This window comes from Clostridium sp., from assembly GCF_047718555.1.
Lineage (GTDB): Bacteria > Bacillota > Clostridia > Clostridiales > Clostridiaceae > Clostridium_I.
The window spans coordinates 19,368-33,244 of the sequence record NZ_JBDNRK010000048.1; the positions used below are offsets into that span (position 1 = coordinate 19,368).

The 13,877-nt window shown below is 33.0% G+C and carries 6 protein-coding genes; 2 read left to right on the forward strand and 4 right to left on the reverse strand.

Annotation, left to right across the window (positions count from 1 at the left end):
- Entirely contained in the window at positions 1-852 is an 852-nt protein-coding gene (locus ABF633_RS15965; protein WP_415524884.1) for a dimethylarginine dimethylaminohydrolase family protein, read from the reverse strand.
- Positions 853-1,194: 342 nt separating this feature from the next.
- On the opposite strand from ABF633_RS15965, the gene ABF633_RS15970 reads away from it, so the two are divergent.
- Positions 1,195-1,563 (forward strand): winged helix-turn-helix transcriptional regulator, encoded by a 369-nt coding sequence (locus ABF633_RS15970; protein WP_415524889.1) that lies wholly within the window; start codon positions 1,195-1,197, stop codon positions 1,561-1,563.
- 157 nt (positions 1,564-1,720) lie between these two features.
- Here ABF633_RS15970 and ABF633_RS15975 read toward each other — a convergent pair whose 3' ends face one another.
- The 3 genes from ABF633_RS15975 to ABF633_RS15985 all read right to left on the reverse strand — a co-directional run bounded on the left by ABF633_RS15975 (position 1,721) and on the right by ABF633_RS15985 (position 12,114).
- On the reverse strand, positions 1,721-2,887 hold the full coding sequence (locus ABF633_RS15975; RefSeq protein ID WP_415524885.1) for an iron-containing alcohol dehydrogenase: 1,167 nt from the start codon (positions 2,885-2,887) through the stop codon (positions 1,721-1,723).
- A gap of 377 nt (positions 2,888-3,264) precedes the next feature.
- Complete coding sequence (locus tag ABF633_RS15980) at positions 3,265-10,590, reverse strand: TIM-barrel domain-containing protein (protein WP_415524886.1); 7,326 nt, start codon at positions 10,588-10,590, stop codon at positions 3,265-3,267.
- Positions 10,591-10,884: 294 nt separating this feature from the next.
- Positions 10,885-12,114: an ROK family protein gene (locus ABF633_RS15985; RefSeq protein ID WP_415524887.1), complete on the reverse strand. Its 1,230-nt coding sequence runs from the start codon at positions 12,112-12,114 to the stop codon at positions 10,885-10,887.
- Between the two features lie 295 nt (positions 12,115-12,409).
- On the opposite strand from ABF633_RS15985, the gene ABF633_RS15990 reads away from it, so the two are divergent.
- On the forward strand, positions 12,410-13,786 hold the full coding sequence (locus tag ABF633_RS15990; RefSeq protein WP_415524888.1) for a [FeFe] hydrogenase, group A: 1,377 nt from the start codon (positions 12,410-12,412) through the stop codon (positions 13,784-13,786).
- Positions 13,787-13,877: the final 91 nt, after the last annotated feature.

The window sequence follows — 13,877 nt, forward strand, 5'->3', positions numbered from 1 at the left end:
TTATATTCTCTCTAACGGGAAAGTCATACAATGTGGACCTCCTCCATTTTTAAGAATTTCATTTAACTCCAATTCTATTACATTGATTCCATAAGTTCTGAGTTTATTGTTTACTTCCCTGTTGGATTTAAGAGATATTACCCTTCCATTCCCTAAAGCCTGTAAATTGCAATGCAGTTTAAAAACTTCCTCTTGAGTAATCTCAATTAAAGAAAATTTTCTTTCTTCTAAAATATTGATAAAACTATCAGGAAGAGCTTGCTTACATACTACAGCTAACTTTTCCTCTACGATATTAAAACACATATCTAAATGAAGATTTTCTTTTGGACATTTTACAGGTATTATACTATAACCATATCCACCAATCTGTTCTCGTATATCTTGTATTCCAGCTTTGTCAGTTCTTGCCACTACTCCTATTGCTAAAGTATTATCATCTAGAAACCAGAAATCTCCACCTTCAAAAAAACCTTTTGTAACTTTAGCAACACAGGGAACCACTAATTCCTCCAGCTTTTTTCTATAAGCTTCTGTCTCTTCTCGTCTAATAGGTTCCTTAAATTTTCCAAGGATATATCCTTCTCTTATACAAGCTCCAAAATCCCTTGCAAAGACTTGGTTAGTCATATTTTTATCCGGCTCCATTAAAACTACTTCCACTCCGTTTTCCGCATAAGCCTTTATTAAGTCTTTATGTTCTCTAATACAATTTTTTATACTTAACTCATTATTTTCTTTAATCCATTTTTCTGCTATAACATTGATGGGCTGAAGTTTCATATAGTCAGGAGGACATAATAACACCTTTTTTAGTACACCTGTTGAGTTTTTAACAAAGCATTTATTCATTTCAAATCCCCTCACTATTAATTTAATTATATTCAATAAATTTATCTATATATTAATATTACTATAACACATTTTTTTATATACTTTTTAATTTAAATTTATTCACCTCTCCATATTCATTTACAAACATATTTCTTGTCATAAGGTGAAGTTTTTATTCCATCTAAAACGGAAATTAATTTTTAAAATTTGATTATATAATACACAAAAATTTAATAATCATTACTAAATGTCTATAAAAAACAAATTCATAGATATGAATTTTAATGATATAATTTTAGTTAGAGCATATATTATTAATACTTTTATTAAATTTTTGAAATGTTAAAGGGAAGTGAAAATATGCCAAAAGATAGATTAAATAAAATTAGTTGCAGCAATTATAAAAGTGAAGTTGAAGTTACATTAGAAGTTTTAAGTGGAAAATGGAAAGTACTTATTCTTTTGAATCTCAGTGAGCACAAAGTTATCAGATTTAATGAATTTAAAAGATTAATTCCAGAAATAACTCAAAAAATGTTATCACAACAATTACGAGATCTAAATGAAAATGGATTAGTGAATAAAACTATCTATAATCAAGTTCCTCCTATGGTTGAATATTCACTTACCAAAATAGGAACAGACTTGATTCCCATTTTAAAATCAATGGATAAATGGGGAAAGCATTTTATAAATAATTTTACGCATTTACATGATGTATCCAGTTAAATTTTTTCAATATAAAAAAGGATAGCCTTTAAAATAACTATAAAAGTCATTTTAAGCCATCCATTCACAAGATATACTTAATATATAATTAGTTTTAATCTTTTATATACACAAACTTATAGAAGATTCAAGGGGAGTTTTTTACTCCCATTAAATTTTAGAAGTTAACTGCTGTTCCATAATAAGCAGCTTCAAATAATTCTTTCATTTCCTTGGCAGATATTTCTCTTGGATTTGTACCTGTACATGGATCTTTTACTGCTGCCTTGGAGATTTCATCTAAATTATCCTTAAAGTTTTCTTCTGATATACCATATTCTTTTAAAGTTATAGGCATATTCATAGAGGCTCTAAGATCTTTAACCAGCTGAATTAGTGATTGAACTAATTCATCTGTTGTTTCCCCCTTTAGCCCCAATCTTTTAGCTATGTCAGCATAGGCTTCTCCAGCTTTTTTAGCATTAAATTTTATAACAAGAGGTAAATATATTCCATTTAAACGTCCATGAGGAACATTGAATATTTTTCCTGATTTATGGGCCATAGAATGAACAATTCCAAGTATTGCATTAGAAAATGCCATACCAGCTAAGCACTGAGCTATATGCATATCTTTTCTGGATTGCTTTTCTCCATTAAATGAGTTAACCACATTGTTCACAATCATTTCTATTGATTTCATAGCTAAACCATCAGTTATTGGATTTCTAGCTTTTGAAACATAAGCCTCAAAAGCATGAGTTAAGGCATCCATTCCAGTGTTGGCAATTAGTGCTTTAGGCATACTTTGGACTAAATCAGTATCAACTATAGCCACATCTGGAGTTAAATTATAGTCAGCTATTGGATACTTAATTCCTGTTTCATTATCAGTTATTACTGAAAAGGAAGTAACTTCTGAGCCTGTACCACTGGTAGTTGGTATAGCTATAAATTTTGCCTTTTTTCTAAGCTCTGGTAAGCTAAATGGTTTAGAAGCATCTTCAAATGTAAGATTTGGATATTCATAAAATATCCACATTGCCTTGGCAGCATCTATTGGTGACCCGCCCCCAATACTAATTATTAAATCTGGATTAAATTGGGACATTTTTTCAACACCTTTTTTAACAGTGGCAACTGAAGGGTCATTTTCAACACCTGAAAATACTTCCGTATCAATATCAGCTTCTTTTAATAGCTCCTGTATTTTTGGAACTGTTCCATCCTTTATTAATCTCTTGGATCCAATAACCAGTATAGCCTTAGTTCCCTTTACTGATTTTAAATACTCTATAGCATTATCTCCAAAATAAACATCCCTTGGTATAGTAAATCTATTCATCTTGCTTATTTCCCCCTTTTACTAATGCCTTTTAATTATTAATTTTTATATTATTAACACAAGTATTAGTATAAGCTTCTTAATTTATAAAAAAAAGAAGTTACTTTTTGGTAGTAGAGTTTCAAAAAGGTAGGAAATATGGCATTACCTTTGATGTGAGAAAAATTTAAATTCTCCTCATGAAAAGAGGGCACATTATATTTTCCTAGATTAATAAAACATCTATGAAAAGATTAGATTTTATCCTAAATAAAAATTAATTAAATCCCATGATAATACATAAAAATCAACTGCAAAAGATGCCATTATAAAAAGCATAATGGCATCTTTCAAAGAAAAACTTGTTAAAAACCTATCATTATTCTATTAAAGGCATATCATTGTTGTGTATTATTCTTACTCTTCAAATAATCTATTAATTTTTCAATAATATTATCTGGAATCACCTTTTTATCTCCAACTGCAATAATAACACTATTATTTTTAATTTTATCTTTAATGTATTCTTCAGTTACCTTAGGAATATTCTTATCTAATAATATTATTGGTGCTGATTTTTTAGCTGCTAAAGCTGATGCTGAGAGTGCTTTCCAAAATTCATCATTCTTATTTATATATGGTGAAGCTAGGAATACATTGTCATACTTAATGTCATTTTCAAATTCTTTCAGTATTTTTAAATTTGTATCATAACTATTACTTCCTGCAAGTCTTATTGATGGACTAGGAAGCAGCTTATTAACTGACTCTTCAACTTTTTTATTCACAGCATCTTCAGGTCCTATTATATAGGCAGTTGACGGTTTCTTTTCAGTTATAAATTTATTAACACTATCTGGAATCTTATCTTTATCTGTTAACAATATAGGTATACTCTTAACAGCCGCTGCCGATGAAACATACAGTTCATCTGCATAATCATCTCCATTGATTAAAATTATTTTATCACTGTTACCAAGCTCTTCTGCCACTTTTACAGAAGTTTCAAACCTATCCTTTCCAAATATTCTTTTAACATCCGGTTTTACCTTAAGTGAATTTTTTATGCTGTCTATTATCTTCTCTGAAACAATTTTATCTCCTCCAATTACCACTACATGTTTAGCCTTTAGCCTTTCAATTTCATCTTTAGTATTCTGTGATAATTTATTATTACCTGTTAAAAGTATTGGAGCATTGTATTTCTTAGCTAAAGAAGTTGCACAAAGTGCATCTGCAAAATCCTGATCATTTACAATCACTACATAGTCAGATCCATCTTTCCACCCAATTTTAGAAACGTTTACAGCAGCTTCATATCTGTTATCATCACTTATCCTCTGACTTGTAACTAGATTGTCATCATTTGCATTATTTTGTGTGCTTCCAGTGTCCTTTGTAGGTACATTGTTCTGTGAACTGTCAGAAGAATTTTTTGAAGAACTCTCAATACCAAAATTTTGAGCTTCAGCTGTAGATAATTTGCTACTTCTTATATACACTATTTTTGCATTGCTATCATAATACCAAACATCACTACCTGCATTGAGTTTATCCATGAAATCAACTCTTTTTAGAACTACACTATTACGTTTTACCTTTTTAATATCCTGACCTATTGAGTCCACTTTAACCTGTGCTGCCCACACTCTATTTTGTACTTTTCCTTGGTAATCCCCTTTTATAGCTGCAATATTTAAATTTATGGTATTATTCTCTTTTTTAGCTGTAATGTCTGTAGTTGCAGATTGATTATTTTCATAACTATAGCTATTTCCATCATCTTCGTACAATGAGAACTTAGTTTGTTCTCCTGAAGAATTTGGATATACTTTTAAATTTATATAATCATCTGGTTTTTGTCCTACATAGTCCACATCCTGACCCATAGGTATAATGGAACCTTCCTTTACAAATACAGGTACCTTATCTAGTGGAGCTGAATAATTTATGCTCTGTTTACCAGTATACTTTTTAGTGGAATCATTCCAGTCATACCAGTTACCTTGTGGAAGATATACATTTCTAGATGTTGCTCCTGCTTCATGTACTGGAGCTATCATCATAGAAGATCCAAACATCCATTGATCCGTTATATTTGATACATTGGAGTCATCTGTATAATCTGATGCCAAAGCCCTCATTATTGGAGTATTGTCTTCACTGGTCTGTTTTGCCGCAGCATAAATATAAGGAAGCAGCTCATATCTCTGCCTAATTGCCTGTGTTACGATAGTTTCTGATTGAGGCCCAAATTGCCATGGTTCTCTTTCACCGGCACCATTATTTGCACTGTCATCTCCATGAGCCCTAAACACTGGCATGAAGGCAGATGCCTGCATCCATCTTGTATATAATTCTGCACTTGGCGGACCCTGTCTAAATCCTCCTGTATCATTTGTAAAATAAGGTATTCCAGACATTCCAGCACTTAATCCAAGTTCTAAGTTATGACTAAATGCCTCCCAGGTAGCATTAACATCTCCTGACCATACCGTTGTACCATACTCTTGAATACCTGAGAATCCAGATCTTGATAGTGACCATACTCTATCCCCTGTATAATTCCTCTGGCCCTCATAAAATGATTTAGCTTCTTCTAAAGCATATACATTTTTAATTTTGTCAGCATTTCCACCATTAAACTGATCCTTTAACGGATCTGTGGCTGTTTCCGGTTCATTTAAATCAATCCACCACCCCTTAACACCATCATCACGCAGCTCTTTTGCATGATCAGTGTACCATTTTGCAGCCTCTGGATTTGTATAATCTATTAACCCAGCTTTTCCATACCATGCATCATAATAAATAGTATTTCCTGAAGTATCCTTTACAAAATAACCTTTTTTCTTTCCTTCTTCAAAGAGGTTTGAAGTCACCTGAACATATGGATCTACAATATTTGAAACCTTTACACCTTTGGCAGCAAGCGCATCCAAAGCTGATTTAGGATTTTTAAACTGATCTGACCAGGTAAAATCAAAATAGTGATTCTGTGCTGCCCAGTACGCATCTAGTACTATGCCATCCACTGGAATGTGTTTACTTCTAAAGGTATCTACCACATTATTTACTTCATCCCAACTCTTATATCCAAACTTGGATTGAATATATCCCAGTGCCCATTTTGGAGGAATTGGTGCCTTACCTGTAAGGTCTGAATAATCCTTCATTGTATTATTTAAGTTATCCCCGTTCATAAAATAGTATAATAATTCTCCATTTGGTGAACTGAAGGAATAATTATTTGGATCTGTGGTACCCATATCAAAAGTTGTATTCTGATAGGTATTATCAAAATAAATACCATAACCCTTTGTACTGCTAAGGAAAGTTCCCGAAATATCAGATACATTTCCATCCTTATCTCCGCTTACCATATTATTTTTCATTACAACCTTTTTACCTCTTTGATCTAAGTCTGCCGGTGTATCTCTATCCATTCCAAGGCCGTAAAAATGTTCATCCGGATACATCTTCATATTTTCATATACAGCAGTATCACCATTATAGCCCAGCCCACCCTTATCACTTTCTTCAGTAATAAGTTTTGTATTTGAGGCATCATAATAAGCTATTTTAAATGGATTTTTATATACTCTTACAGTAAGCTTTGGTGTTTGCAATTTAATATATTCTCCACTGTCAGTTACTGTAGGTTTAGAAATTGCATCCTCATTGTTTACCACGTAAGATTTATCTTTTTGGAAAATCCCTGAAGGCTCCATCCATACTCTTGCAACGTCATCCTTTACAAAATCTATTTTAACTTTAGGATTTCCCTGAAAATTAAATATAACTCCCTTTCCATCTACAGTATATGGATTAGTTGTATTTATACTTTTTGGGAATTGTACATTTGCGTAATCCTGTGGATTATATTGAGTAAGCTGTACATCATCAATATCTAAAGAACTTCCAGCTTTTCCTTTTACGAGAGCTCCTAGTTTTATAACTTCATTTGCTCCCACCTGAATATTTGGTACTTGAATAGTGGTCCAATCTGTGGATACTGGAATGTTTGTCTTTTTAGTTCCTCCTGAATAGTTTGTATACAATGATGCTTCATCAAAATTTCCTGAGCTGCGAACTTTTGCTTTCAGCGTGTAAGTTCCAGCGCCTGGCACTGCATACTGCCACAATTCAGAATTATAGTCCTGATCACCAGAAATATGTGCATAACTGTTATCATTATCCTTCTTTATGGATTGGTTTACCATATCATTTCTGCTCCAATTAGTAAATTCCTCTGAAAAATCTGAATTTAGTAATGGCACATTATTGTCTTTGTTAGCTTGATTACTATCTAAGCTTTCAATAGAAACATTATCTAGCTGAAGAGAAGTATCTTCTTTAGCAGCTTTAGTGTGAAATTCTATATTCATCTCTCCACCAGTTACATCTACATCTAGTGTATATTGTCCATAGGCAAATTGATCTGCATCAAGCTTACCTGTTGCTTTATTAGCATCCCTTACTGTAGGATCTATTACTTTTGGAACAATATTTTTCACTACAGGGTCTGCCCCTGGTTGCGTTACCTTCATCTCACACAAACTTCCTGGAGTACTAAATGTAGAATCCAAATGAGGCATCAATTTAACCATGGCAGTAACCCTGTACTTACCATCTGCTACTCCAGTTATTTTCTGACTTATGGTTGCCTCTCCTGGACTAGGAAAATAATTATAAAGCTTGCTTCCCTGGTAGGCATCATTTGAATCTACTCCCCACCATCCATCTCCAGTCTTAGTCCATGCTGTAGTTCCATTTTCAAAATCTCCATTTACTATTTTAGCAGGTGTTTCACCTTTAGTTAACTCAATTGAATCCAAATTAATATTACCTGACTTGCCTTCAACTGTGACTAAATTAATTCCCTTTTGAAGCTTAAGGGATTGAACTTTACTTCCCCATACATCCCAAGTGTTATTTCCACTGCTATCTTTAACAGTTGGTAAAATTACATCTGCTGAACCAATAGTATTACCTGATACCTTATCACGGGAATAGAGATTTACAGAAGCATCGCCTCCACCATTTGCATATTTAAGACTTAATTTATAATCGCCTTCTTGTGGAACACTTATTGCAAAGGTTACTTTATCTTCTGGTCTACTTAAATTTTCCACAAAGCCAGAACCTGAATATCCATTGTGATTATTATTAAATTGTGCTCCTCCTGTGAAATCTGCTCCGTTAAACTGCGCTCCTTCATAAGATGCTGTTTCTGCTTCATACCTTGATGTCTGTGAAGCTGGAATTACTTTAATTATGGTGCAGTCATGAGGATCCAGGGTTATCGTAAACGTTTTCTTAAGACCTAAATCTTTGTGGGCCCATAAATCTCTTACATATCCTCCATTGGCAAGTGATAATTCCTTATTGAAATCAAAGGTATAAGCTTTTGGCTCATCAGATCTGTTAAATAATCCTACAACCCAGCTTCCATCAGGTAATTGTCCAATCCATCTTTCACTATCACGACTCTTATTGTCTTTATAGTGTGCATTAGTGTTAAAAATAGGCTTGCCTGATAATCCAAGTTTGTTAAGCTCAATAAGTTCGGAATTCTGATAATACTTATAATTATCTCCAATGCTATCATATTGATCTGCAATGGTAATAGGTGCACCGGAGATGGTATACAGAGAAACTTCTGATTTTTTCTCATTGTTAGCATATTCACCAGTAAAAGTATTTAACCTAGTAAAATCTGCATCATCGATTAATGAACCTCTCCCTGAAATATCTGAAAATCCAGTAAGCCCTTGAAATGCATTTGCCCATTGTGACCATACTTCTCCTTGCCAGGTCTGTCTTCGTCCACTGGTGTGATCCCATCCGCCTCCGAAAACATCCTCATCAATCCTAACCATGTCTCCATATTTACGTTCAAGTTCACCATGATCTTTAAGGTTAGGCATTACAAGACTTAAAACCATATCATTGCCAGCGGCCTCACTCATCCATTTTAGAGCTTTCTCATATTGCTCCCTTGTATGCGCTTCTCCAACTTTACCTATGCCTGCATCCGTACCTGATTCATACCAAGATAAAAAGTCCACTCTTAAGAAACTTACACCTTGATCCTTAAAATATTTTACATATCCTTTTATGAAATCTTCTGCACCAGGAGCATCCACATTTAACCAATATAAAGATTTTTCACTTCCCTGTCCACCATTAAATCTATCCCCTCCTGCAGGATCACCATTTGAATCTTTAATTACGAGGTCTGACACCTTTATATCAGGGTGGCCAACTACTGTATACTTATCTGGATTTTTTACTACTTCCGGACTAACCCACAGTGGATTATAGTAGACTCCAAATTTTAACCCCTTGCTTGCTGCGTAATCAACCCAGGTCTTCCAGGTATGTCCATTAGGATATAATTCTTCTGGATATTTCCACTCAGCGGAAGTTTGAACTGCTTCTACACTTACATCATCTAAATCCAGTCCACCATAATATCCCTTTGCGTCATAATAAAATTCTAAATTTATACCACTGGAAGTTGTTACATCTATGTCTTTAGTGTAGGTTTTCCAATCCATGGAATCTATAGTTGTTTCATCTACTGCATTTGGATTTGAAGGATCATATCCTTTTATTCTCATCACAGCAGTACTTCCATCAGTATTCATATTGCCTTTGATTTTAGCCTTGGCGCTTATTCTGTACTTACCTGGTGGCAATTTACTTATTGCTTGACTGACAGTTTCACTGTGAGGCATAGGATTAAATGTATATAGCGATTTGTTCCCATTGTCATCGTTTAATCCATATAAAGCAGTTCCTGTGAAATTCCATCCCTCAATGGTTTTTGTAGTCTCATTATAATTTCCTTGAAAATCACCATTTACCACTTGATTTCCAATAGGTACCGTTGGGGTCACTGCTCCGGCAGGTTCCAATGTTACATCATCAATTTGCAGTGATGTATTAGAACCCTTAGCATCTAAATAGAATTCTATTTGAAGTTCCCCATTAGTAACATCTGCTTCTACTTCATACTGAGTGTATCTCCAATCATTGCCATATTCATCTTTTAATGGCTCTATAGCCTTAGTTACCGGTGTTTTACCTGGTTCACCTAATCTTATTTCAGCCTTGCTTCCATCTGTTGAAAAATTGGCATCTCCATCTAGTTTTAATTTTGCCCAGGCAGTCAATATATACTTACCATTTGCTAATCCTTTTACAGTTTGTGTTAAACTATCTGTATGAGGATCTATACTCCACATCCAATATTTACTTCCATTATGAGCATCATTTGCATCTACACCATGCATACCATTACCAGTAAATTGCCACCCTGCTTCTCCATTTTCAAAATCTCCATTAACTAACTTTCCAGATGAATCACTGTTCCCAGCCCCAGACATATCAATAGGGTTTGTTATCCAATGATCATTGTGTGCTAAAATATATCCATTCTTATTTAACATGGTGGCCCCTTCAATCCACCCATCTGTAGAAACCATATTATAACCATAAGGTAAAAAGTTTTTTGACATCCAATCAATGTTATCCTTTAATCTTTGCTCAGGCATATAAGTATTTTTAGTCCATTGGTTTTCGTAGGTAATCCAGTACATAGGCCCAGATCCTTGTCTGGTAAATTGGCTATCTCTGGCATATACTACTCGTGCAGAAGATAAGATTGCAGCTAATGCAGCTGCACATAAAATTCTCCTCACTTGTTTTTTTATCATAGAACTACCCCCCATAACTTTTACTAATACACAACATTATTCAACTTTTTGTTATGATAATTTTTTCAGACATATTGAAAACATGTATATTGAAAATTAGTAGACTTTTATATGTTCTTATATACTTTCTTTTACTATTATCCTACCTCCTTTCTCATTATATTTTAAATTTCATGTCATTTGTCCTTGTGGATGATCTTTACAGCACTGAAAATGAAGTCTGTTTATAATTGTATATTTTAATTATTAAATGAATTATTTGTTAATTCATTTAATGAATTAAGTCTTTAGAAGTTAATTAGATACCAAGGTACTGTTTTGATTTTCATAGTACAATGGTGCCTGAAACAATTCATCTACAACAAGTGCAGCTGCACCAATTTCATATGCATTGTCTCCCAAATTTGATACCTTTATATCTATCTTCTTACTATGGCCTCTAAAAAAATTATTTTTTATTATATCTTTAACTATGGGCATAACTATCTCCTCTGCTGCCATACCTTCTCCAGCTAAAATAATAGTCGAAGGATTGAATAAATTTACTGCACTCAATAGCCCATATCCAAGGTACTTAGAAGATAATCTAATTGTATTTACAGCAAGCATATCTCCTTTTTTTCCATATTCATATACTTTTTTTATGGATAAATCTTGATTTATATCTATAGTACTTTCATTATAAAATTGTATATTTTCTTTTATATATTCCTCTACAAATCTATCAGAAGCATAGGCTTCAAGGCATCCTCGCTGTCCACACTCACATTCTTTTCCTTCTACAACAAGTACAGTATGTCCTAGTTCCCCTGCTCCTCCAAAATCTCCTCTGTATAATCTGTTATTTATTACTATGCCGGCACCTACACCAGCACCATAAGTTACTACCATGAAGTTATTTAAAATTTTACCTCTACCTTTAAGTAGCTCAGCTAATGTATATGCATTCACATTATTATCCACATAAACTGGCACATTAAGATCCTGCTGCAATATTTCTGCTATCTTTATATTTTTCCAGTTTAGCATTCCTGAATATATGAGTTCACCTTTATTTTGATCAATTAATCCAGATACTGCTATACCTACTCCCAAAAGACTTTTATTTTCAGGTATTACTTTTTTAATTTCAAAAACTTTCTCAGCAATACTTTTGATAACGTTTTCATAAGAACAATCTTTAGAAAAGCTTAAATCTTCTTTATATATAATGTCAATATTTAAATTAGTAAGGACAATTTTAACATTATTTTCTTCTATCTTTGCTCCTATTGTGTATCCATAATTATAGTTAAATTGTAAGAGAATTGGTCTTCTCCCTCCTGTAGAACTAGATTCACCTATTTCTAGAACAAATCTCTGAAACTTTAATTCTTCTACAATATTCGTTACAGTAGATAATCCTAAATTTAAATTTTTAGATATATCTGTACGACTTATTGCACCTTTTAATCTTATTTCATTTATTATTAAAGTCCTATTAATATCCCTTATAAGTTTCTTGTTGCCTTTCCTAAGCTTCATAAGCATTACCCACACAATCTTTTCCATTATATTCCTTTAATTCATTTATTATCATATCATACTTTAATATTCTACACAAGTATATTATTTCTTTTGGTATACTATTCATTCATATAAATTTACTGGTAACATTTAAAATATTTTATACAGTAGCTTAAAGCCATTAAACTCTTTGTTAAATACAACATTTTACATAAAGACCAAATTCATACTTGTAATTTATTAAAAATTATGCAAATATTATAATATAATAATAGAATATCCAATAAAATAATTAAGGAGGACAGATAATCTAATGAATAGTAAACACAAATTTACAGATATTAGAGTTCCAATTGAAAAAGATAATCCATCAATTATGAGACATGAAGGGCTTTGTGTTAAATGTAAAATATGTAAAAAAGTCTGTACAGAGGAGATTTCTGTATACGGTCATTATGACCTAGAGAAAACAGGAGATAAAGCTATCTGCATTTATTGTGGTCAGTGCGCTAATGTTTGCCCTGTTTACTCAATTACAGAAGTTTCTAATGTTCAACAAGTAAAAGATGCAATTAATGATCCTGACAAAATAGTTATATTTCAGACTTCTCCTTCCGTACGCGTATCACTTGGAGAAGCCTTTGGCATGGAGCCAGGCACTTATGTTGAAGACAAAATGGCTGCGGTGTTAAAAAATCTTGGAGCAGATTATGTTTTTGACACTACCTTCGGAGCAGATTTAACTATAACTGAAGAAGCTTCGGAACTGGTTCAGAGGATTACAAGCGGTAAGGGCACTTTGCCACAGTTTACAAGCTGTTGTCCAGCCTGGGTTGAATTTGTGGAAATATATTATCCTGAACTTATAAACAATTTATCATCCTCTAAAAGTCCAATCCTTATGCAGGGGCCAACTATAAAAACCTATTTTGCAAAAAAGGCAGGTATAGATCCAAAAAAGATTGTGAACGTTGCTGTAACACCTTGTACTGCAAAAAAATATGAAATCACTCGTGCTGAAAAAAATGATTCTGGTAAATATTACAATGATGAAACCATGCGTGATATGGATTATGTTATTACTGTAAGAGAGTTATCAAACTGGATTAAGGAACGCAATATAGACTTTAAAGCTCTTCAAGGAGCAGAATTTGATTCCCTGCTATCAAGAGGTTCAGGTGGTGGTATAATCTTTGGAATTACAGGTGGAGTTATGGAATCGGCTATTAGGACAGCCTATTATTATATAACTAAGGAAAATCCACCAAAAGATTTATATAATCTAGAAGCCGTAGGTAATATGGATGGCATCAGAGAGGCACAGGTTACAATTGGTGATTATACTATTAACATTGCCATTGTACATGGAACAGCTAATGCAAGGAAGCTTATTGAAAAAGTAAAAAGTGGAGAAAAGAAATATGATTTTGTTGAAGTTATGACTTGCCGCGGAGGCTGCATTGGTGGTGGTGGACAACCTAAAGTTAAAATTCCTATGGCAGATAAGGTTCGCCAAAAGAGAATTGCAGGACTTTATAACAAGGACCAAAATGTTACACAGAGACTTGCTCATGAAAATCCTGATATAATAAAAGTATATAATGAATTTTTTGAAAAACCGTTAAGCCCATTAGCTGAAGAACTATTACATACTGTATATAGTTCAAAAAAACATATTTTAGGTGAGTAAATTATTTTTTCCTGCTTTTATAAATTCCAAATTTCACTTTATAAATTATAAACATCAATAAAGAAATTGTGTATCTTTAACTCATCTCCGA

What these genes read in the sequence shown, in the direction of transcription:
- ABF633_RS15965 (WP_415524884.1), bottom strand. Translation starts at nt 852, where the DNA reads ATGAATAAATGCTTTGTTAAAAACTCAACAGGTGTACTAAAAAAGGTG.
- ABF633_RS15970 (WP_415524889.1), top strand. Translation starts at nt 1,195, where the DNA reads ATGCCAAAAGATAGATTAAATAAAATTAGTTGCAGCAATTATAAAAGT.
- ABF633_RS15975 (WP_415524885.1), bottom strand. Translation starts at nt 2,887, where the DNA reads ATGAATAGATTTACTATACCAAGGGATGTTTATTTTGGAGATAATGCT.
- ABF633_RS15980 (WP_415524886.1), bottom strand. Translation starts at nt 10,590, where the DNA reads ATGATAAAAAAACAAGTGAGGAGAATTTTATGTGCAGCTGCATTAGCT.
- ABF633_RS15985 (WP_415524887.1), bottom strand. Translation starts at nt 12,114, where the DNA reads ATGAAGCTTAGGAAAGGCAACAAGAAACTTATAAGGGATATTAATAGG.
- ABF633_RS15990 (WP_415524888.1), top strand. Translation starts at nt 12,410, where the DNA reads ATGAATAGTAAACACAAATTTACAGATATTAGAGTTCCAATTGAAAAA.